We start from the raw sequence: 22646 nt of genomic DNA, 5'->3' as shown, positions 1-22646 counted from the left end.
CGTTTGCGCATGGCTGGTGCAGGTCATGTTGACCTTGGTGCCTTGGGGCTTCTATGTTTTCATAAGGTTAGCTCGATTAATAAACCGCGTGGATTTATGCGCGCTTCGGGCAAAACTGTTGTTGATCAGAATGGGCGATGTTAAATCAGCCATGATCATGACATCTTCGATGGGCTTATTGGCCTGTAAGGTGATTCGTTACAGATCAATTTGATCTGGGCGTATCGGGTAAAAACGACAATTTCGGGAAATGGTTCATGTCGCGGTTGCACCAAGCAAGTGAACGGCTGAAAGCAGCATTGGAACGTCTGGAAATGGTTGCGGAGTCGGCAATCGAACAGAAAAGCCAGAACAGCGCGTCCGATACCGAGGAAGTTGAAGCCCTTCGTGGTCAGCTTGCCGCAATGCGTGCCGATTATGACCGTTTGACCGAGACGACAGAAACCGTATCGCGGCGTCTTGATGGTGCTGTGGATCAGCTCAAGCTCGTCCTTGAAGATGAACCGGTAAAGAAGCAGGCATAACCCATGGCACAGGTATCCATTCGCATTAACGGGCGCAGCTATGACATCGCCTGCGACGACGGGCAGGAAGAACGCATTCACGCGCTTGCAAGCTATGTCGACGAACGGGTCAAGGAAATTGCCGGTGCGGTTGGCCAGATTGGCGAACAGCGTTTGCTGGTAATGACGAGCCTTCTGATTGCTGATGAACTGGGCACAGCACAGGAGAAGCTTGAAGATCGTCAGGGCCAGATCAAGGAAGCTGGCAGTCTTTCCGCTGCTGAAAGCGATGCCTTGGCAGAAAATATCGAAAGCATGGCCGATCGCGTCGAGTTCCTGGCTGAGAAACTCGCCAAGAACTGATCAGGCAGATTTTTGTAAGCACCTGCGGCGCATTCCTTCAATGCATGGCTGCTGTTTGCGGGCCTTCTTTACGTGCAATCTACTTGAAATTCACACATGCCGGGACTAAGTTCCGGTCGCTGACAGTTTGCGATGCGCCGTTCGCGGCGATCAAGGACCCAGCATTGAAGGGGGCTGCCCTGTTCGTCAGGTCCGCTAATTCCCGGGGCCGATGCTTATTTCTCTAGGGAGCTGTCCCTTGCTAGGCCGTGGTCTAGTTATACGGCGCCCACCTGCACCTGCAGGTCACGAGGAATTACCAAATGGCCAACGGCAGTGGTGGCTCCCGCTTATCTTATTTGAACAAATCCCTTCTCCTTTGCGTAATGCAGTATGCGGTGCGTCCCGGATCAGGGTGCATTCGTAAAGCCATGCCTGCATATCGAGGTATGTAAAAAGACACAGGAAAGAATATGCGTTTACTTCATCTTGGCGACGTTCTGGGCCAAACCGGTCGCAAGGCGGCACTTGAAGCATTGCCGATGCTCCGCGATCGTTTGTCTGTTGATATCGCTGTGGTGAATGTTGAAAACTCTGCGCATGGTTTCGGTGTCACTGCGAAAATCTGCAAGGAATTCTATGACGCGGGCGCAGATGTCCTGACGACAGGCAACCATGTCTGGGATCAGCGCGAAATCATCGCCTATATCGATGAAGACGACAAATTGCTGCGTCCCTGGAACTTTCCTGATGGCACGCCGGGCAATGGCGATTACGTTTTCAAAACCAGGTCGGGCAAAAAAGTCTGCGTCATCAATATGATGGGGCGTCTGTTTATGGACCCGCTGTCTTGCCCGTTCCAAGGTGCGGACAAGCTTTTCTCCAAACACAAGCTTGGCAAGAATGTCGATGCGATCATCATCGATTTCCACGCCGAAACCACGTCAGAGAAAATGGCGTTTGGCCATCATTGCGACGGTCGTGCATCGCTTGTTTTGGGCACGCATACCCACGTTCCGACCGCGGATGCGCAGATACTGCCGAATGGCACCGGATATCAGACCGATGTTGGCATGTGCGGTGACTTTGATTCCGTGATCGGCATGAAAAAGGAAAACTCGGTCCGCAAATTCCTGACCAAGATGCCGTCCGGCCGGTTTGAGCCAGCAGATGGTCCGGCAACGGTATGCGGTGTCTTTGTGGAAACTGATGACAAGACCGGCCTTGCCAAGCGTATTGAATCGGTACGCATCGGTGGTCGTCTTAAGGGCAGCTGGCCAAGCGCCTAATTGATCAGGTGTTACGATGCAAAAAGGCCCGCCAATTGGCGGGCCTTTGTCGTTTCAGATCGGGTCGGGCGATCAGGCTGCCCTGTCACGTGCCTGTTGGCGCAGATCATCAAGGATGGCGGAAATACGGGTGCGCATTTCGCTTACCTTTTCTGATGCCGCGCGCGATGTCGTCAGAACTTCGCCAGACAACTGACCAGTTCGGCCGGTTTCATTGGCGACCTCGGTAATCGATGCCGATACCGCACGGGTACGATCCGCCGCCCCACGCACATTGCGCGTGATTTCATCGGTTGCGGCACCTTGTTCCTCGACCGCAGCCGAAATGGTGGTCGCGATTTCATTGAGGCTATCAATGATCGATCCGATTTCACCAATCGCACTTACTGATTCACCTGTTGCCTTCTGGATGTCAGAAATCTGTCCCGAGATTTCCTCGGTCGCCTTTTCGGTCTGATTGGCAAGGTTTTTGACCTCGGCCGCAACAACGGCAAAGCCTTTGCCGGCATCACCGGCGCGGGCCGCCTCGATGGTGGCGTTCAGTGCCAGAAGGTTGGTCTGCTCGGCAATGTCGGTGATCAGTGCGATGACTTCACCGATACGACCAGCAGATTGCGACAGGCTATGGACCAGCTCGTTGGTGTGCTGGGCCCGCTGTGCGGCTTCGTTTGAGATACGCGTGGTTTCCGCCATCTGACGGTTAATTTCTGCGTTCGAGCTTGAAAGTTGCTCGGTCGCAGACGCCACGGTTTCGACATTGCCGGTAGCTTCCTGGGCCGAATTGGCGACTTCTTCGGTTTGACCCGAAACCAGTTCTGCGCTTTCAGTCATTTGACCAGACACGCCTTGAAGTTGATCGCCCAGCGATGCGATTTCATTGACCGCGGTTTCGACTTCGCTTTGAAGGGTGTCGGCAAGGCTTAGCAACTCGTCACGTAGTGCTTCGTTGCGTTCACGGTTAAGGCGTTCTTCTTCGGCCTGCATGTCGCGGACTTTGATCGCATTTTCCTTAAACACATCAACCGCACGGCCCATGGCGGAAATCTCGTCATTGCCAGCAGATGGGACAGCAGCATCAAGATCACCACCGGCAAGGGCGACCATTGATTTCTGAAGGCCAGCCAAACGACGCAGCAGATTACCACGAACATAAATAACAAAGATCAGAAGCGGGATGACGATGGCTGCACCGCCAACCCCATACATCACGACCGAGCTTTGCTTGGTAAGCGTATTTGCAGCATCGGCCGATGTGTTGACCCCGGTTTGCAGGGATTCAACGATTTCGGTAACTACACCTTCCATTGCGGCGGCGAATTCAGCACTTTCTTCGACGATCTCAAGCTGCTCGTCGGCCAGTTTGAGTTCCTTGGAGCGCAATGACGGGATGCTGTTGCGGCCCATGGCGAGCTTTTTGATATCGCCCAGCAAGCCATCATAGAATTTCTTGAGCTTTGCGTTCTCAAGCTCGTTCACGGTGTTGCCAACAACACCAACCGCGCCGCGCACCTGAACACCCATGATGCGAAGCTGCATGCGGTCATCTGATGAGGCGGCCGACAGAACGGTGTTGGAAATCTCTGCCCCACTATTGGAAAGGGCAAGGATAGGCGCCTGGGATGCCATCAGCTCTTCAAGCTGAAACAGAAGATCCTTGGTGGAGGCCTGTTGTTCCGGGGTAAGAGCATCACCCGCGTTGCGCAGTTCCTGAACTTGGGCGGTCACACCGGTAATTTTGGTCTGTGACGCAGACAGGATCGGTTGGATCATGGAATTGAAGCGGCCAGAAACCTGTTGGAACTGACTTAGGGAGTCTGAAAGTTCTGCTGCAACTTCAAACCGTTCAATCGTGGTTTCGTGAAGTTCTTCGAGACTTTCGGCAAGGCTTTGCGTGTTGGTTTCAACCAAAGCCAGTGTTTCTTCGGGCAGTCCCGCCTGGCGAAGAGCTTCAAGGTTCTCGTTCAACTTGGCCAGAAGTTCATCGACTTCGGCTTTGACAACCTGTTCTTCTTCAACCTTTGAGGTCGCAACAAATCGTGGTGCTGATGCAACGATCTTTGCGCTGTTTGCGGCAAGCTGTTGGGCCGCGAACATTGGTGGCAACTGCTCATAGGCGATCTTGCCAAGCTCATTACCAAATTTTGTGAATGAAAAGACGGAAACAGCCGCTGCAAGGATTGCGATCAATCCTACAAGAAAGAATGCGCCAGCCAATTTCCCACGAACACCAATCCCAGATTTCGTCGATTTTTTCGACGATGACGGCTTAACGCCGCGCTTTAGTTTTAAAGCCATTTTTAGGTACCCCGTAGACCAAAGAACCGAGCACCGACACATCATCGTGCCGACGCTGTTAGTCGCGTCGTCCGGACGTCGTATCCCGTTCAAGCCTCTTTGGGGATTTTGCCTGCCGCCCTGAATTCGGACAGACAAAGTTGAGATGGGGCTTGTGTTATTGTTCTTATGGTCATCTATAGCACAGGAACCGCACGACAATCATGGATTTTCCGGCGGTGGCCTGTGCGGGTATAGTCGGTTTGCGTCGTTTGCCACGAAGATATGCGCCATTTCAGGGGATGGGCATTCCGCAACCATCAAGAAAAAGGCCCACCAGTCAAACTGGCGGGCCTTTGGCAGGAATATAGAGCAGGGCGGTTTACGCAGCCCTGTCACGCGCCTGCTGGCGCAAATCATCAAGGATGGCTGAAATACGCGTGCGCATCTCGCTGACCTTTTGCGATGCTGTCCGTGACGTCGTCAGAACTTCGCCAGAGAGCTGGCCAGTACGGCCGGTCTCATTGGCGATCTCGGTAATCGACGAGGATACCGCGCGGGTACGATCCGCCGCACCACGCACATTGCGCGTGATTTCATCGGTTGCGGCACCCTGTTCCTCAACCGCGGCCGAGATGGTGGTGGCGATTTCATTGAGGTTATCAATGATCGCACCGATCTCGCCGATTGCGGTTACAGACTCACCGGTTGCCTTCTGGATACCGGAAATCTGACCGGCGATTTCCTCGGTCGCCTTTTCTGTCTGATTGGCAAGGTTTTTGACCTCGGCCGCAACCACAGCAAAGCCTTTGCCTGCATCACCGGCACGGGCGGCCTCGATGGTGGCGTTCAGTGCAAGCAGGTTGGTCTGTTCGGCAATATCGGTGATAAGTGCGATGACTTCCCCGATACGACCAGCAGATTGCGACAGGCTATGGACCAGCTCATTGGTGTGTTGGGCACGCTGTGCGGCTTCGTTGGAGATACGCGTGGTTTCTGCCATTTGACGATTGATTTCCGCGTTCGAGCTTGAAAGTTGCTCGGTCGCGGCGGCAACGGTTTCGACATTGCCGGTGGCTTCTTGGGCAGATTTGGAAACCTCATCACTTTGACCAGATACCAGCTCAGCACTTTCCGACATTTGACCCGAAACCCCCTGAAGCTGTTCGCCGAGGGCAGCGATTTCGTTTACCGCTGTTTCAACTTCGCCCTGCAACGTATCGGCAAGGCTTAGCAATTCATCGCGCAATGCTTCGTTGCGTTCACGGTTCAGGCGTTCTTCTTCGGCCTGCATGTCACGGACCTTGATCGCGTTTTCCTTAAACACGTCAACCGCGCGACCCATGGCCGAGATTTCATCAACGCCTTGTGACGGAACATCAACTTCAAGATCGCCTTGGGCCAGTGACACCATGGTTTTTTGCAATCCGGCAAGGCGGCGCAGGAGATTGCCACGCACATACACCACAAAAATCAAAAGCGGGATCAGGATTGCAGCAGCCCCCACTGCATACATCACATAGGTGCTTTGATTGTTCAGTGTTTTGGCTGCACCGGCAGATCGATCGACACCAGTTTGCAATGCCTCGACCAACGCATTCACGCCATTTTCCATGGCGGTGGCAAACTCGGCACTGGCGACAACTGCTGCTGCCTGATCACGAACAAGGGCCAGTTCAGCCATGCGTTGGGACGGGATGCTTTGATCACCAACCGCAAGCGTTTTGATTTCAGCAATCAGATCGGCATAGAAGGCCTGAAGCTTTTTGTTCTCAAGACCTTTGATCAGGGTTTCGATCTCGTTGATCTTCCCATTGACCTGAACGCTTACGATTTTAAGGCGGGTTTCGTCGCTGGTGGATGCGGCCGATAACAAGATATTGGTCATCTCGCCACCCAGCTTGGACAGTTCAGAAATTGGTGCGCGATCCGCGATGGTTTGATCAAGCTTGATCAAAAGATCATTGCTATGGGTCAGTTCATCCTGCGTCAGGTAGCCGGCGCTTTTGCGGATGTCTTCGACCTGTGCTGCAATGCCGGAAATCTGGTTTTGTGACATGGACAAAAGCGGCTTTAGCATCGAAGCAAAGCGGTTATCGAGTTGCTGAAACTTTGCCAGGCTTTCGGTCAGTTTTGCCGCGGCCTCGAAACGCGAGATCGTCGTTTGATGCAGTGTCTCAAGATTGTCAGCCAGATTTTTACCGTTGGTTTCGATATGCGACAGCGATGCTGACGGCAGACCCGAACTTGCCAGAAGGGCAAGCTTCTCACGCAGGCTATCAAGGAGCATATCAAGCTCGATCTTGACGACCTGTTCTTCTTCAAGGGTCGTGGCGGCTACGATCCGCGGGGCGGATGCGACAACCTTGACGCTTTCCGTTGCAAGCTGTTGTGCCGTGAACATTGGTGGAAGCTGCTCATAGGCAATCTTGTCGAGCTGTCCGCCAAATTTGCTGAATGAAAATACCGATACTGATGCTGCCAGTACGGCAATCAGACCGACCAGAAAGAACGCACCGGCCAGTTTTTCGCGAACCCCAAGTCCACTTGTTTTTGTTGTTTGTGACGACGACGGGGAGGTGCCGCGTTTAAGTAGATGTCCCATAGTTCATGTTACCCCATAGACGAATAAGTCGAGTGCTGACGCATTCCTGCATCGGTGCACGTTTCTGCGGGTCTCTCAGATGTAGCTTCCCGGTAGTGCCGCTTTTGGGGAGTTCCGGTCTGCCAGGTTGTGGGGCGGCATCACCGAAAAAAGTGGCTTATATGTTATAGTTAGCGCCCCTATAACATAGATTGCACAAACTCAGAACGAACTTTTGTAGTATTAAATTACCATAGGTTGCATTACGCGGTATTTGTGTTTTCTATCGGCGTGCAACTGTGCCGAGTGGGTGGTTTGATGCGGGGATAGGCAGACGAAAAAAGGCCCGCCAGATGGCGGGCCTTTGCAGTCAGGATTTAGATCGTGAGATGGATCAGGAAGCCGCGCGATCGTGCGCCTGTTTGCGCAGATCATCGAGAATGCCATTAATCCGGGAACGAAGGTTTTCGACCTTCTCGGAAGCATTCTGCGCGGTTGCAAAGACCTGACCGGACAGTTCGCCTGTCTTGCCGGTTTCGCTGGCAACTTCCGTGATCGATGCGGATACCGAACGGGTACGATCAGCCGCACCGCGAACGTTACGCGTGATCTAGTCAGTTGCGGCACCCTGTTCTTCAACTGCAGCCGAAATGGTGGTGGCAATTTCATTGATGTTTTCAATGATGCGGCCAATGTCACCAATCGCGTTAACAAACTCACCGGTTGCTTTCTGAATACCGGCAATCTGACCCGAGATTTCCTCGGTCGCTTTTTCGGTCTGGTTGGCAAGGTTTTTGACCTCGGCGGCAACAACCGCAAAGCCCTTGCCAGCATCGCCTGCACGTGCGGCTTCGATCGTTGCGTTCAGAGCCAGCAAGTTGGTCTGTTCGGCAATGTCGGTAATCAACGCGATGACTTCGCCGATACGATCAGCAGACTGCGACAGGCTAACGACAAGGTCGTTGGTTTCCTGTGCACGGGTCGAAGCTTCGCTCGAAATGCGGGTTGATTCCGCCATCTGACGATTGATTTCGGCATTCGATGCCGAAAGCTGTTCGGTCGCAGCAGCAACGGTTTCAACGTTACCGGTTGCTTCCTGTGCCGAGTTGGCAACTTCTTCGGTCTGACCCGAAACAAGTTCCGCACTTGAGGTCATCTGACCCGAAACACCCTGAAGCTGGTTACCAAGGGCAGCGATTTCATTCACTGCACTTTCAACTTCGTTCTGCAGGGTATCAGCCAGACCAAGAAGCTCGTCACGAAGGGCTTCGTTACGTTCACGGTTAAGGCGTTCTTCTTCGGCCTGCATGGCCTGAACCTTAAGCGCGTTGTCCTTAAAGACATCAACGGCACGGCCCATGGCGCTGATTTCGTCATTGCCCTTGGACGGGACGACGACATCAAGATTGCCATCCGCAAGCTGAACCATGGTTTTCTGCAGACCGCCAAGACGGCGCAGAACGTTGCCGCGAACATACAGCACATAGATCAGAAGCGAGATCACGATTGCAGCCGCAGCCACAACGAACAGGGCGGTCAGGCTTTGTTTCTCGACCACTTTGGCCTGTGCCGCAGCTTCGTTGACTTCTTCATTCAGACCCGCAACCAGTTCGGCAACGCTGTTACGCATGGCATTGGCATATTCGCCACTCTGCACAACCAGTGCCTGGCTTTGCTCGGTTGCTTCAAGCTCACGCTTACGCAGATCCGGAAGGCTGCCATCGCCAACCGAGAGCTTCTGCATGTTTTCGATCAGATCAACATAGAACGCCTTGAGGCGATCGTTGCCAATCGAGTCCAGTTTGGAAAGTGCGTCGGCATAAGTGCCACGAATACGCACCGGAATGATCGACAGACGCACGGCCTGCGTTTCGGTGGTGCTCGAAATGATCATGTTTGACGCAGCCGAGCCCAGACGTTCGATCTCAAGGATCGGGGTGCGGGTTTCGATGGCGTCAGAAAATTTCTGGAACGCCTCGAGGATCTTGGCCTTGTCTTCGCTGTATTGACGCGAAGTGTCTTCCTTGAAGGAAGCAGCGTATTGGCCGCCCTGCGAAATATCGTTCTGGGTGTATGACAGAACCGGCTTGAGCGTATCAGCATAACGCTTCGCCAGGTTCTGGAATTCTGTCAGTTTTTCGGATTTTTCATCCGTGATCTGGAAGCGTTCCTGCGTCACAGCGTGAAGCTGGGCGAGGTTGTCAGCCAGCAATGCGCGGTTGTCATTGATGCTTGCAATGACTTCGGGCATGAAGCCGGTTGCTTCGATCTCGGCGATCTTGGCGACAAGTTCTTCCAGACGAACTGCGAGTTCATCGTTAATTGCGTTTTCTTCTTCCGGATTGGCTGACGCAACAATACGCGGTGCGATTGCAACAATTTCAGCACTGCCGGTAGCAAGTGCTTGTGCAGCAGCAATAGGTGGAAGTTTTTCTTCGGTAATCGTGGTAAGGGCATCACCGAATTTATTGAAAGACACAGCACCGACGACAGCGGCAATAACCGCCATCAATCCAACCAAAGCAAATGAAATCAAAAGTTTGCTTTGGACCCCGAATTTAGTTCCCATTCTATCTAACCTTTGTTTCCTGACTGAACTCAAATGGCTTCTTTGTCCATTCAAGCTGTTCCGACCGTCTGGTATCGATGACCTGATTTTTTATTGGACGGTACGTTGGACCCCTGAGAGTGTTGTTCTTTAGTTTAATTGGGTAGCGACTGTAGTATTAATGAAAGAATATCCGAGCCTCTGCAACATCTAACCGAATTTCGACCTCAAAATGAACGAAAATTGCTCCTTGGAAGCATTTAGGGTTGGCCGGTTCTTATTACAGTATAGGTCGGTGATTTTATTGCTCTGCTAAGCTTGGCTGGACCTTCAAAGGTAAACAGGCTATAGGAGCGGTCGAAATTTTCGTTCGCACTTATCGCAGATCTGACGAAGCCGGTCTGCATCTGTGCGAACGGGCTGGTCTGACAGGGAACTCCCGCATGACCGGCGTGGTATCACCCGATACCGTTCCACATCGAGTTCAATGAATACAGGTTTTAGGTTATGGCCGGCCATTCCCAATTTAAGAACATCATGCACCGCAAAGGTGCGCAGGATAAAAAGCGCGCCAAGATCTTCACCAAGCTTGCCCGCGAGATTACCGTTGCGGCCAAAATCAGCGAAGACATTGACAGCAACCCGCGTCTGCGCGCAGCCATCGTTGCCGCACGTGGTCAGAACATGCCCAAGGACAACATCGAACGCGCCATCAAAAAGGCGACCGGTGCAGGCGAGGGCGATAACTACGAAGAAGTCCGTTACGAAGGTTATGGCACCGCAGGTGTCGCCGTTATCGTCGAAGCACTGACCGATAACCGTAACCGTACCGCTTCGGAAGTTCGTGCTGCCTTTGCTAAAAGCGGTGGTAACCTTGGCGAAACCGGTTCGGTTGGCTTCATGTTCAACCGTCTTGGCGAGATCGTCTATCCGGCAGATGCTGCCAATGCAGACGAAATCTTTGAAGCAGCGCTTGAAGCAGGGGCGTCAAACGTTGAGTTCGGATGAAAACAGCCATGTTGTTGATACCGAACTTGAAGACCTGAACGCTGTTCGTGAAGCGCTTGGTGAAAAGTTCGGCGATCCGGAAAGCGCCAAAATGGTCTTCCGTGCGGTTACCGAAGCCGAGATCAATGTCGAGCAGGCACAGAGCATCATGAAGCTTGTTGATGTGCTTGAAGACAACGATGATGTCCAGAATGTCTGGACCAACGTTGCCTGGACCGACGAAATCGTCGCTGGCCTCGACAACTAAGACTATTAATCTTGATTACACCCGCCTTTCGCTTTTGAATGGCGGGTGTTTTGTATCTGGTTTCTGGAATATCCGAATTATAGGGTGACGCTGTGGTCAGAGTGCTCGGGATTGATCCCGGACTTCAACGAACGGGCTGGGGCGTAATCGACCTCGAAGACAACCGTATGCGCCATGTGGCCAACGGTATTGTCACATCCACCCAAACACTGACCCTGGCCGAACGCCTTGATCAGCTTCATACCGGTCTGATCGAAGTGATCGAGATCTGGACCCCGGACGAAGCCGCGGTCGAAGAAACCTTTGTAAATAAAAACCCGGTATCTACCCTTAAACTTGGACAGGCACGTGGCGTTGCGCTTCTGGCACCTGCCCGCAATGGTATTCCGGTAACGGAATATACACCCAATGCCGTCAAAAAGACTGTGGTGGGTGCCGGTCACGCCGCCAAGCAACAGGTTGAGATGATGGTTTCGACCCTGCTTCCGGGATGCAAAATTGCCGGTGCGGATGCAGCCGATGCGCTTGCGGTTGCGATCTGTCACGCGCAACATGCCGGGAACCGGTCGCTTGCCAACAGCTTGGCTGCGAAACCAACAGGAAACGGGAGAAGATACAGGTGATCGCGAAACTGCGTGGAATTGTCGATTTCATCGGCGAAGACAGCGTCATCATTGATGTGAATGGTGTCGGTTATCTGGTTTTCGCATCGCGCCGTACACTTTCGATGCTGCCGCAAAAGGGTGGTGACGCCGGGTTGATGATCGAAACCCATGTGCGCGAAGATCACATTCACCTGTTTGGTTTTGCGGATAATGCTGAAAAGCAATGGTTCACGCTTCTGACCACGGTCCAGGGCGTTGGCGCCAAGGTTGCCTTGGCATTGCTGTCAGTACTTAGTCCGACCGACTTGCTGCGTGCATTGGCAGCCCAGGACACAACGGCCCTTTGTCGTGCGCCGGGCATTGGCCCGAAAGTCGCAACCCGTATCGTTAGCGAGCTTAAAAACAAGGCCGCCAAACTTAATCTTGGTCCGGTTGCAGCACCCGCAGCCCCGGCAGCAGATGCTGCTGCACCCGCCACAAAAACAAAGAAATCGGCAAAAGCGGCTTCTGATGTGAGTGTCGACACAGCCCCGGCTGAACCGGTTGTAGATGATAGCGTCATAATGTCAGACGCCGTATCGGCACTGGTCAATCTGGGCTATGGCCGATCCGAGGCCTTTGGCGCGGTGGGCAAGGCGGCCCAGCTGGCTGGTGATGATAAATCGATCGATACCCTGATCCGTCTGGGACTAAAGGAGCTTAGCGCGTGAGCGAAGAAGAAGATCGCCTGCTCAGTGGGGAGCGTCGCGAAGAAGACCATCAGGATGGATCGCTGCGTCCGCGCCGGTTGGATGATTTCACCGGCCAGAAAGAAGTGCGCGAAAACCTTGATGTCTTTATCAAAGCGGCCCGAGCACGCGAAGAAGCGATGGACCATGTCCTGTTCTTTGGTCCGCCGGGCTTGGGTAAAACCACGTTGTCGCAGATTGTCGCAAGTGAACTTGGTGTCGGGTTCCGCGCAACATCGGGGCCGGTGATTGCCAAGGCCGGTGATCTTGCAGCCCTTTTGACGAACCTTCAGCCGCGCGATGTCTTGTTCATCGATGAAATCCATCGTTTGAACCCGGCAGTCGAAGAAATTCTCTATCCGGCGATGGAAGACTTCCAGCTTGATCTGATCATTGGTGAAGGTCCGGCTGCGCGTTCTGTGCGCATTGACTTGCCGCCCTTTACCTTGGTTGGGGCGACAACGCGTTCGGGTCTTCTGACAACGCCGCTTCGTGATCGTTTTGGTATTCCGCTGCGTCTGCGTTTTTATGAACCGGAAGAACTGGTCAGCATTGTTTCGCGCGGTGCGCGCTTGCTTAATTTCGACATGACCGAAGAAGGGGCAATGGAAATTGCCCGTCGGTCGCGTGGTACGCCGCGTATCGCCGGACGTTTGTTGCGCCGTGTACGTGACTTTGCTGCCGTTGCGGAAAAATCCCCGGTCGATAAGTTCATTGCCGATGCGGCATTGACCCGGCTTGAGGTTGATAATCTTGGCCTTGATAGCCAGGATCGCCGTTACCTTAATTGTATCGCTGGAAACTATGGCGGTGGTCCGGTTGGCGTCGATACGCTTGCCGCCGCGCTTTCCGAAGAACGCGATACCATCGAAGACGTGATTGAGCCGTATCTGCTTCAGCAGGGGCTGATCCAGCGCACCCCGCGTGGGCGCATGTTGGGCGTAAAAGGCTTCCGCCATCTGGGGCTGACACCGCCGCGCGAAGCGGGTGGGGTACCGATGACCGACCTGTTTGACAGTCAGGCTAACGGATCATCGGGGAGCGATTCTTGATGTCGCAAACCGATCACGACGCCTTGCTGGGCCGTCTAGATGGCAAAAAGCACATATATCCTTTGGTCGTATATTATGAGGATACGGATGCTGGCGGGATCGTCTATCACGCCAATTATCTGGCTTTTGCCGAGCGCGCGCGTTCAGCGATGCTTAACCTGTTAGGCTTTACCAATCGAATTGTTGCAGAACGCCACAAAGTTGCCATAGCCGTTAGACACTGTACCGTCGATTTTCGTCGAGCGGCTCAGTTGGAAGACCGTCTTACCGTTGAAAGCAGGGTGATTAAGCTTGGGGGCGCATCACTTGGTTTCGAGCAAAAGGTAATGCGGGACGGTCAGGAGCTGGTGGTAATCGAGATATATCTCGCTTGCATGTCGCTTGAAGAACTTCGGGCACAAAGACTGCCTGAAGAACTACGAACGGTGTTTAGTCACTATCTGGATGTGAACAAGGACTAAAGAGAATATGGAAAATCAAGTGGTCGACGCGGTAACGCTGGGGCAGTCGGTCATGGCGCATGACATGTCTCTGTGGGGACTTTTCATGCAGGCTGGACTGGTCGTCAAAACGGTGATGATCGGGCTTTTGCTGGCTTCTGTCTGGGTATGGGCCATCGTAATTGAAAAGATTTTGCGCCTTCGCAAGTTGCGCGCACAGGCTGCCACCTTTGAAGAAGCTTTCTGGTCGGGCGGATCACTTGAAGACCTTTATGATCGCATCGCAGATCAACCGCGCGATCCGATGTCGGCGATATTTGTATCGGCCATGCGCGAATGGCGCCGTTCGAACGCACGTGGCGTTCATGGCGACACGATGCGCGCCCGCATGCAGCAGCGTCTTGAAAAATCCATGGAAATCACGCTGGGTCGTGAGATGGACCGTGTTGAACGTTACATGACGTTCCTGGCATCTGTCGGTTCGACCGCGCCGTTCGTCGGTCTGTTTGGGACCGTCTGGGGCATCATGGTGTCGTTCCAGTCGATCGCAGCTTCCAAAAATACATCCCTTGCGGTTGTTGCACCTGGCATTGCCGAGGCACTGTTTGCAACGGCGATGGGCCTTGTTGCGGCTATCCCGGCTGTTGTTGCCTATAACAAGATTTCCAGTGATTTGAACCGCTACAACAACCGTCTGGAAGCTTTCGTGGACGAGTTCAGCTCGATCCTCTCGCGCCAACTTGACGATACGAGAGATTGATTATGGGTGCTCAACTCGCATCACGATCTGGCGGAGGTCGCCGTCGCGGGCGTCGGAGTGGTCGTCGCGCTGCCATGAGTGACATCAACGTCACGCCAATGGTTGACGTCATGCTGGTGCTGCTTGTGATCTTCATGGTCGCTGCCCCGCTGATGACGGTTGGCGTTGAGGTGGATCTGCCAGAAACAAGTGCTGCCCCGATGACCGGACAGGATGAGCCGCTTGTTGTATCGGTATCACGCGAAGGCACGATCTATATCATGGATAGCGAAATCGCACAGGATACGCTTACTGAAAAGCTCGGTGCGATTACCGACAATAAGGCCGACACCCGCATTTTCGTGCGCGGTGACAAGGCAATTGATTATGGCCGGGTGATGGAAGTCATGGGCCTGATCAAGGACGCCGGTTTCACCAAGGTGGCGCTGATTGCCGAATTGCCGGCAAAGGGTTCGTAACGAAAGATGTTTCGCTACGCTCTCATATCGCTTGGTTTGCATCTGGTGCTGTTTCTGGTGGCATGGTTGGGATTGCCCGACCTGTTTGAAGAAACGCCGCTTGATCTGCAGTCCATTTCGGTTGAAGTCGTGACCGTGGATGAATTTTCCGCGGCCCCGACCAAGGCTTTGCCAAAACCGGAACCCAAAGAGGAACCGAAGCCAAAGCCGACGCCCAAGCCGGAACCCAAGCCAGAGCCAAAACCCGAGCCGAAACCAGAACCCAAGCCAGAGCCGAAGCCCGAACCAAAACCGGAGCCCAAGCCTGAGCCGAAACCAGAACCCAAGCCGGAACCCAAGCCCGAGCCAAAACCAGTTCCTAAACCGGAACCGGTCCCAACGCCCGAGGTGAAAAAGGAACCAGAGCCCAAGCCGGAGCCACAACCGACCGAACTTGCGGCTGTGAAACCGGTAAGCAAACCGACGCCGCCGAAACCGGAACCGGTCAAAAAGCCGGAACCGAAGAAGGAAGAGCCGAAGAAACGCGACCTTATGAGCGTTCTTAAGGACGTAAGTAAGTTAAAGGAGACGGCAGAAAGCACGCCTGAACCGCAACCGGACGAAGCACCGGAGGAAAACGCCAGCGAGGTCGTTGCGACCAGACTGGACGCCAATCTGACCATGAGCGAGCTTGATGCGGTCAAACGTCAGATTGAAAAATGCTGGAGCCCGCCGGCGGGCGCGAAGGAAGCAGGCAGCTTTGCTGTTGAGATTCACGTCAGTGCCAACCCGGACGGAACCGTCCGGCAGGCGCGGATCAGCAACCTGAACGACATTCAGGGTGATGCATCGCGCCGTACAATTGCAGAAAGTGCACTGCGAGCTGTGCTAAATCCGCAATGCAGTCCTCTAAAACTGCCGCTGGATAAATATGAAATGTGGCGCACATTCACGTTCAATTTTGACATGCGTGAAATGCTGGGCCTTTAGAGTCTGACTAACAATAGAATCTATGATAAGTTCTTGAACACGCGTGGAAAATAGCGAGGCAGGATGACGATCAAGACCAACGCACGAAAACGATTTTGGGTAAGAAGCGGTGTTGCGACACTGTGTGCCCTTGCCGTTGTCGCTGGCCTGAATGTCGGATTCATTTCGCCGGCAAAGGCGGAACTCCGGATTGATATTACCCGGGGTGAACATAAACCGATGCCGATCGCCGTTACCCGTTTCCCGGGTGAGGGCGTTGCCGAGACTGAAATTGGCCAGAACCTGACCCAGGTGATTGCCGCAGACCTTGAACGTTCGGGGCTGTTTTCACCGATCAATGAAAAAGCATTCATCCAGAGTGCGGCTTCGCTGGCGGTAAACCCGAACTTCGCCGAATGGCGCGCCATCAATGCCCAGGCATTGGTCAATGGACGCGTTGTTACGGAACCAAATGGATTGCTTCGCGTCGAATTCCGTCTTTGGGATGTGTTGGCAGAAACCCAGATGTCTGGTGTTGCCTATCGCACACAGCCCAATAACTGGCGCCGGATTGCGCATAAGATCGCAGACGAGATCTATAAGCGCATCACAGGCGAAACCGGATATTTCGATACGCGGATTGTTTATGTTTCTGAATCCGGCCCGGCCGACAAACGCGTAAAACGTTTGGCGATTATGGATCAGGATGGTGCAAACCATCGGTTCCTGTCGGACGGACGGTTCCTTGTGCTGAACCCGCGCTTCTCGCCGACGGCACAGGAAGTGGTTTACATGTCGTATTTCAACGACAAGCCACGTGTTTATGTTTTGGATATTGATACTGGCGAGTTGGAATTGCTGGGTGATTTTCCGGGGATGACGTTTGCGCCCCGATTCGCGCCAGACGGGAACTCGGTTGTGATGTCGCAAGCGCTTGACGGGAACAGTGAAATCTATGAACTGGACCTGCGCACGCGTGAAAAGAAACAACTTACGCGTCATCCCGCTGTAGATACCTCGCCTTCTTACTCGCCAGATGGGTCTCGCGTTGCTTTCAACTCCGATCGCAGCGGGTCTCAGCAAATTTATGTGATGAATGCCGACGGTGGCGGCGTGCAGCGCATCAGTTTCGGTGGTGGACTTTATGCCACGCCGGTCTGGTCGCCACGCGGAGACCTGATCGCATTCACCAAATCGCAAGGAGGTCGGTTCTATATCGGTGTCATGCGGCCAGACGGCAGTGGAGAAAGGCTGTTGGCCGAAGGGTTCCTCGTTGAGGGACCAACATGGGCTCCGAACGGAAGAGTGTTGATGTATCACCGCCAGCACCCGTCCAGGGACGGGACCAAGGATCGCTATCGTCTGTATTCGATAGATCTGACAGGTTATAACGAGCGAGAGATCGTTACACCTGCGGATGGGTCGGATCCGGCATGGTCGCCCTTGATTCCCTGATATCTCAAGAGTATAGTCATCGCGAAGCACTGAATGCGATTCGCTTTAATCGCGGGCATTTTCGGTGTCGCGAGACATGGAAAACACCAACCTCGGGCGAATGCGTCCGGTGTTAAGGGGAAAACTTAAATGAAACTTCGTATTCTCAGCGTTTTTGCTGCTGCCGCTCTTCTGGCTGCATGTGAAACTGCACCTGATAGCTCGGCAACCACTGGTGGCGAAGGTGTATCGACTGTAAACCAGCCGTCCACCAGCACCTCGTTGTCCGAAAGCAGCCCTGAGTGGTTCGCTGTAAACGTTGGTGACCGCGTCTTCTTTGGCTTCGATAAATACGATCTGGCCGGTGAAGCTCGCCGCACCCTCGAACTGCAGGCCGCTTGGCTGAAGAAATACCCGCAGTACAAAGTTGTTGTTGAAGGCCATGCCGACGAACGCGGCACCCGTGAATACAACCTTGCACTCGGCGAACGCCGTGCGAACTCGGTTAAAGATTACCTGATCGCTCTGGGCATCGACCCGTCGCGCGTCGAAACCATTTCTTATGGTAAAGAGCGCCCGGTTGCTCTTGGCCATGACGACGAAAGCTGGGCGAAAAACCGCCGCGCTGTATCGGTTATCCGTTAAGCGCGTGCAGGTGAAAGCCTGACTTGAATATAAAGGCGCCTGTCCCGTTTGGGGCAGGCGCCTTATTTTTGCCGCCTGAAAATGTTTGAAAGTGACATGGTGTCTTGTTCATAGTGACCCATCACTGATTGCATTGACGACAAAGGACCCGACAATGATCCGAGTTCGACCCGCCACTGAACCGCAAACTGTTGCATCTGCAACCAGCCATGCCTGCCAGACCGGCACGGCGCGTCTTGGCGAAAAAGGGGCCGTAACTTTGCGCAAAGGCCGGAAAGTTCTGTTTGCGTTTGCCATCGGAACCGTATTTGCGATGACTTCGCTTGGGTCTATGCCCGTTCATGCACAAGATGCCAACACGACCCGTCAGGTCGAACAGCTGCGCAAGGATCTTGATCTTCTGCAGCGCTATGTTTACCGCGAGGGTACCGGTGCTGCGGGCACGGCTGCCTCGGCGGCACCATCCGGTGCCGATGCTTCAAGCCCGGCTGCCGCACGTCAGCAGGTTCAGATCAATGATCTGCAACGGTCTGCGACCCAGCTTACCGGTCAGCTTGAACAATTTGATTTCCGAATTCGCAAGATGGAAGAACGTCTTGAACGTTTGGTTGCTGACATCGATTTCCGTCTTGGGCAGCTTGAAGGCGGTGCCGTTTCAGGAATGGGCGCACCCCAGGCGCAAGCAAGTGGCGAGAGCGCACCGACCGGCAATATCGCCGCGACCGCGCCAGCAGGTGGTGCTAATTCCGGCGAGGCGCTGAATGATCGTGGCACCAAACTGTTTGGTGTGATCGAAAGCGAGGGCCAGCCGCCGCAGATTCCGTCTGGTGCAGCCGCAACGTCATCTGCAGCGCCGACCCAGACCGCAGCGGTTGCTTCTGGCACGCCCGAAGAACAGTATCGCGAAGCATTTGGTTTGTTGCGCAAACAGGATTTCCCGGCTGCCGAACAGGCGCTGAGCAGTTTTGTTTCAAGCCATCCGAATGATCCACTGGCGGGTAACGCACAATATTGGTTGGGCGAGACCTATTATGTTCGTGGCCAGTTTGAAAATGCCGCCATCGCCTTTACCGAAGGCTTCCAGACTTACCCCGATAGCACCAAGGCACCGGATAACCTTCTGAAGCTTGGTATGTCGCTGGCAAATCTTGGCAAGAATGAAGATGCCTGCACGGCATTCGGTCATTTGATTGATAATTTCCCGAATGCGTCGAATGTTGTTCTCGACCGCGCGCGTCAGGAACGCAAAAGTCGCGGTTGCGCCCAATAGGGCCAAACCACAGGCATGTCATGACGGATAACGTCACTTCATCGACCACATTACACACGGCGTCCAATGGAACTCCATTGGACGCCGTTGTCTTTGAACAACTGATGGCTGCGTTCGCACCGTTTGAGGCGGCGCCAAAACTGCTGGTCGGTGTTTCCGGCGGTGCAGACAGCATGGCCTTGGCACTACTTGCCCATGATTGGTGCCAAGACAGAGAGGGCCGCGTCATTGCCGCGACCGTCGATCATGGATTGCGTGCTGCATCTGCTGAAGAAGCGAAATGGGTTGGCCAAGAACTTGGCAAATACGGGATTGATCATGCCATCCTGCCATGGATCGGGGAAAAGCCGACCGGTGCAGTTCAGGAGCAGGCACGCAATGCCCGCTATGACATCTTGGATGCTTTCATGGCAGCCAATGGCGTCTTACATCTGCTGATTGCCCATCATGCGGGTGATCAGGATGAAACGATTGCTATGCGCGCCGCGCGTGGAGCGGGCGGACTGGGGCAGGCGGGGATGTCGGCCCGGCGTTATTTGCGTTATGGGCGTGTTCTGCGGCCACTTTTGTCTGTTTCCAAAAGCGACTTGGTGGCAACGCTTCAATCACGCGGACAGGCGTGGATTGAAGACCCTTCCAACATCAATGAAAAGTTCGAACGTGTTCGTACGCGCAAAAAGATTTCCGAGAGTACTGCGTCTGCAATCGAAAATGCTGCTGCAATCGACGTTCGCCTCAGGCTTGAGTGCGAGATCGGCGATCTTCTGGCCAAGTCTGTAACCCTGCATACAAATGGTGTCGCACTAATCAGACGTGATTCTTTCCTTGTGGCTGATGTGCCATCGGATGGTGCCATCTACGCGCTGGGGCAGGTGGTGCGAACGGTCGGCGGGGCAGGCTATATGCCAGCACTTGATCGATTGTCGGATGCACTGGCGCGATTGACCAACAATGCGACTGCCCGGATCAGTCTGGGTGGCTGCATTCTGCATGGGCGCAAGGGCGCCATTTGTGTTTATCGCGAACTGGGGCGGATGGATCAGGCGCCAATGCGGGTTGAGCTGGGAAGCATGCCAGAAAGCAGCTGTTTTTATTGGGATAACCGGTTCGAATGGCATCCTGATGGCGGTCATGTTTCTGGTGACGAGGTGCTTTGGATTGGTCCGCTTGGGCTTTGTGATGTGTTTCACACGAAAGCATTTCGGACGGCATTGCGCGAAATAGTGCCATTTATTGGTAATTTACCGCGCGCAGCCCTTGCATCAATGCCGTCTCTCTACGATAAAGAAGGCTTGCGATCCGTTGGCGGGCTTGAGGTTTCGGTGCTTTCCGACGTATTATCCGCCGCCGATTGTGAGCGGCCTCTGGGCAGGGGGCAAATTGCAATTGGCGGGCGATGGCAGTTTGCGCCGCGCGTACCTTTATGGGAATGTGGCTTCAAATTGCCGAAGAAACCCGACAGCCTACTTGCGTAAGCAGGGCTTGTGACTATTTGATGATCAAGCCTTGCGCAGGAAGTTTTGCGTCACGGCACACATAAATTGCGACCAGTAGCTTGGAATGAATATGGGAAAAAATCTCGCACTGTGGGTTATCATCGCCATCCTTTTGGTGGCTTTGTTTAACCTGTTCCAGTCGCCCTCAGGACGGTCCGGCCAGTCGTCGCTGGCGTTCTCGGACTTCCTGGCCGAAGTTGATACCGGCCAGATTTCGGAAGTCACCATCCAGGGCAACACCCTGATTGCAGAAACGCGCGATGGTCGCTCTGTTAATGTTTACACCCCGGATTATCCGAACCTTGTCGAACGTCTGAATGACAAGGGCGTGCGCATCATCGCACAGCCGGAAGAAAGCCTGTCGCCGCTGATGAGCGCGCTGATCAGCTGGTTCCCGATGCTTCTGATTATCGGTGTGTGGATCTTCTTCATGCGCCAGATGCAGGGCGGTGGCGGCAAAGCCATGGGCTTTGGCAAATCCAAGGCCAAAATGCTGACCGAAAAGTCCGGTCGCGTAACGTTTGAAGACGTTGCAGGCATCGAAGAAGCCAAGGGCGAGCTTGAAGAAGTCGTCGACTTCCTGCGCGACCCGCAGAAATTCCAGCGTCTTGGCGGCAAAATCCCCAAAGGCATGCTGCTTGTTGGTCCTCCGGGTACTGGTAAGACGCTTCTGGCCCGTGCGATTGCCGGCGAAGCAAACGTACCGTTCTTCACCATTTCGGGTTCTGACTTTGTCGAGATGTTTGTTGGTGTCGGTGCATCGCGTGTGCGTGACATGTTCGAACAGGGCAAGAAGAATGCACCTTGCATCATCTTCATCGATGAGATTGATGCAGTTGGTCGTCATCGTGGTGCCGGTCTTGGCGGCGGTAACGACGAACGCGAACAGACGCTCAACCAGCTCTTGGTCGAGATGGATGGCTTTGAAGCAAACGAAGGTGTCATCCTTGTTGCTGCAACCAACCGTCCGGACGTTCTGGATCCGGCGTTGCTTCGTCCTGGTCGTTTTGACCGTCAGGTGGTTGTACCGAACCCGGATCTTGAAGGCCGTGAGCACATTCTTGGTGTTCACGCGCGCAAAGTTCCGCTGGGTCCGGATGTTGATCTGCGAACTGTTGCACGTGGTACACCGGGCTTCTCGGGTGCCGATCTGGCAAACCTTGTCAACGAAGCAGCCCTTCTTGCTGCCCGTCTTGGCAAGCGTGTCGTCACCATGGCCGATTTCGAGAACGCCAAGGACAAGGTGATGATGGGCGCAGAACGCCGTTCCATGATCATGACCGACGACGAGAAGAAGCTGACAGCGTATCACGAAGGTGGTCACGCACTGGTAGCCCTTCATACCCCGGCGTCTGATCCGATCCATAAGGCGACCATTATCCCGCGCGGTCGCGCACTGGGTATGGTCATGCGTCTACCGGAACGTGATCAGGTTTCCAAATCCTATGAACAGCTGATCTCGGATCTGGCTGTTGCCATGGGGGGCCGCGTTGCCGAGGAAATCATCTTTGGCAAGGACAAGGTCACCACGGGTGCTTCTTCGGACATCAATATGGTGACCCAGTATGCGCGCAAGATGGTGACCGAGTGGGGCTTCTCCGACAAGCTTGGTAACGTCAAATATGTTGATAACCAGGAAGAAGTGTTCCTTGGTCACAGCGTTGCCCAGCACAAGAATGTTTCGGAAAAAACCGCGCAACTCATTGATGAAGAAGTCCGTCGTTATTCCGACGAGGCTTATGAATTCGCCAAGCGCGTTCTGACCGAACATCTTGATGACCTGCACAAGCTTGCCAAAGGTCTTCTGGAATATGAAACCCTGTCAGGCAAGGAAATCGACGCACTGCTGCGCGGCGAGGAAATCAGCCGTCCGGGACATTCTTCTGGTGGCGGCAAGGATGCAGGTGGCGGACGTCGTTCCACGGTGCCAAGCACCGGTGGCGCCCGCAAGGAAAACCCGGGTGAAGGTGGCGGGGATCTGTCCCCGGAACCGCAGCCGGGCAGCTAAACGAAAG

General features: G+C 54.0%; 18 protein-coding genes, 1 other RNA gene and 1 pseudogene. 17 read left to right on the top strand and 3 right to left on the bottom strand.

Going from position 1 to position 22646, the window contains the following annotated elements; translation table 11 throughout:
• Positions 1-257 precede the first annotated feature (257 nt).
• The 4 genes from ACMZ66_RS11420 (at position 258) to ACMZ66_RS11405 (ending at position 2134) form a co-directional block, all read left to right on the top strand.
• Positions 258-524: a hypothetical protein gene (locus ACMZ66_RS11420; RefSeq protein ID WP_416937328.1), complete on the top strand. Its 267-nt coding sequence runs from the start codon at positions 258-260 to the stop codon at positions 522-524.
• A gap of 3 nt (positions 525-527) precedes the next feature.
• A complete protein-coding gene (locus ACMZ66_RS11415; RefSeq protein ID WP_416937327.1) occupies positions 528-866 on the top strand; it encodes a cell division protein ZapA in 339 nt (112 codons plus the stop codon).
• Positions 867-1034: 168 nt separating this feature from the next.
• A non-coding RNA gene (gene ssrS / locus ACMZ66_RS11410) (6S RNA) lies at positions 1035-1195 on the top strand.
• Positions 1196-1318: 123 nt separating this feature from the next.
• On the top strand, positions 1319-2134 hold the full coding sequence (locus ACMZ66_RS11405; RefSeq protein WP_416937326.1) for a TIGR00282 family metallophosphoesterase: 816 nt from the start codon (positions 1319-1321) through the stop codon (positions 2132-2134).
• Between the two features lie 72 nt (positions 2135-2206).
• Here ACMZ66_RS11405 and ACMZ66_RS11400 read toward each other — a convergent pair whose 3' ends face one another.
• From ACMZ66_RS11400 to ACMZ66_RS11390, 3 genes are all read right to left on the bottom strand, one after another.
• Positions 2207-4429 (bottom strand): methyl-accepting chemotaxis protein, encoded by a 2223-nt coding sequence (locus ACMZ66_RS11400; RefSeq protein WP_416937325.1) that lies wholly within the window; start codon positions 4427-4429, stop codon positions 2207-2209.
• A 361-nt stretch (positions 4430-4790) separates the two neighbouring features.
• A complete protein-coding gene (locus tag ACMZ66_RS11395; protein WP_416937324.1) occupies positions 4791-7013 on the bottom strand; it encodes a methyl-accepting chemotaxis protein in 2223 nt (740 codons plus the stop codon).
• Between the two features lie 589 nt (positions 7014-7602).
• Positions 7603-9561 carry a methyl-accepting chemotaxis protein gene (locus ACMZ66_RS11390; RefSeq protein WP_416937323.1) on the bottom strand — a complete coding sequence of 653 codons (1959 nt, stop codon included), beginning with the start codon at positions 9559-9561 and terminating at the stop codon, positions 7603-7605.
• Positions 9562-10047: 486 nt separating this feature from the next.
• Between ACMZ66_RS11390 and ACMZ66_RS11385 the strand changes: the two are divergent.
• From ACMZ66_RS11385 to ftsH, 13 genes and pseudogenes are all read left to right on the top strand, one after another.
• Positions 10048-10795 (top strand): annotated as a pseudogene (locus ACMZ66_RS11385) (YebC/PmpR family DNA-binding transcriptional regulator).
• Between the two features lie 92 nt (positions 10796-10887).
• Positions 10888-11418, top strand: coding sequence for a crossover junction endodeoxyribonuclease RuvC (ruvC, locus tag ACMZ66_RS11380; protein ID WP_416937322.1), 531 nt, complete (start codon positions 10888-10890; stop codon positions 11416-11418).
• The gene (gene ruvA / locus ACMZ66_RS11375) at positions 11415-12110 is read left to right on the top strand and encodes a Holliday junction branch migration protein RuvA (protein ID WP_416937321.1); all 696 of its coding nucleotides are present in this window, start codon (positions 11415-11417) and stop codon (positions 12108-12110) included. Before ruvC ends, ruvA begins: the two co-directional genes overlap by 4 nt.
• Positions 12107-13180, top strand: a complete 1074-nt coding sequence (gene ruvB / locus ACMZ66_RS11370) for a Holliday junction branch migration DNA helicase RuvB (RefSeq protein ID WP_416937320.1) — start codon at positions 12107-12109, stop codon at positions 13178-13180. The genes ruvA and ruvB overlap by 4 nt, the downstream gene beginning before the upstream one ends.
• Complete coding sequence (locus tag ACMZ66_RS11365) at positions 13180-13641, top strand: YbgC/FadM family acyl-CoA thioesterase (RefSeq protein WP_416937319.1); 462 nt, start codon at positions 13180-13182, stop codon at positions 13639-13641. The genes ruvB and ACMZ66_RS11365 overlap by 1 nt, the downstream gene beginning before the upstream one ends.
• Positions 13642-13648: 7 nt before the next feature.
• On the top strand, positions 13649-14380 hold the full coding sequence (gene tolQ, locus ACMZ66_RS11360; protein ID WP_416937318.1) for a protein TolQ: 732 nt from the start codon (positions 13649-13651) through the stop codon (positions 14378-14380).
• A 2-nt stretch (positions 14381-14382) separates the two neighbouring features.
• Positions 14383-14838 (top strand): protein TolR, encoded by a 456-nt coding sequence (gene tolR, locus ACMZ66_RS11355; protein ID WP_416937317.1) that lies wholly within the window; start codon positions 14383-14385, stop codon positions 14836-14838.
• Positions 14839-14844: 6 nt separating this feature from the next.
• Complete coding sequence (locus ACMZ66_RS11350; protein WP_416937316.1) at positions 14845-15807, top strand: energy transducer TonB; 963 nt, start codon at positions 14845-14847, stop codon at positions 15805-15807.
• A gap of 63 nt (positions 15808-15870) precedes the next feature.
• Positions 15871-17241, top strand: a complete 1371-nt coding sequence (gene tolB / locus ACMZ66_RS11345) for a Tol-Pal system beta propeller repeat protein TolB (protein WP_416937315.1) — start codon at positions 15871-15873, stop codon at positions 17239-17241.
• Between the two features lie 129 nt (positions 17242-17370).
• On the top strand, positions 17371-17865 hold the full coding sequence (gene pal / locus ACMZ66_RS11340) for a peptidoglycan-associated lipoprotein Pal (RefSeq protein ID WP_416937314.1): 495 nt from the start codon (positions 17371-17373) through the stop codon (positions 17863-17865).
• A gap of 154 nt (positions 17866-18019) precedes the next feature.
• Positions 18020-19135 carry a tol-pal system protein YbgF gene (gene ybgF / locus ACMZ66_RS11335; protein ID WP_416937313.1) on the top strand — a complete coding sequence of 372 codons (1116 nt, stop codon included), beginning with the start codon at positions 18020-18022 and terminating at the stop codon, positions 19133-19135.
• 104 nt (positions 19136-19239) lie between these two features.
• Positions 19240-20610: a tRNA lysidine(34) synthetase TilS gene (gene tilS, locus ACMZ66_RS11330; protein WP_416937312.1), complete on the top strand. Its 1371-nt coding sequence runs from the start codon at positions 19240-19242 to the stop codon at positions 20608-20610.
• A gap of 85 nt (positions 20611-20695) precedes the next feature.
• Positions 20696-22639, top strand: coding sequence for an ATP-dependent zinc metalloprotease FtsH (ftsH, locus tag ACMZ66_RS11325; RefSeq protein WP_416937311.1), 1944 nt, complete (start codon positions 20696-20698; stop codon positions 22637-22639).
• Positions 22640-22646 lie beyond the last annotated feature (7 nt).

Origin of the sequence: Thalassospira sp. (genome assembly GCF_048059015.1) — a bacterium.
Lineage (GTDB): Bacteria > Pseudomonadota > Alphaproteobacteria > Rhodospirillales > Thalassospiraceae > Thalassospira.
The sequence above is the reverse complement of the archived record's forward strand: the minus strand, read 5'-3'. Positions and strand labels throughout refer to the sequence as shown.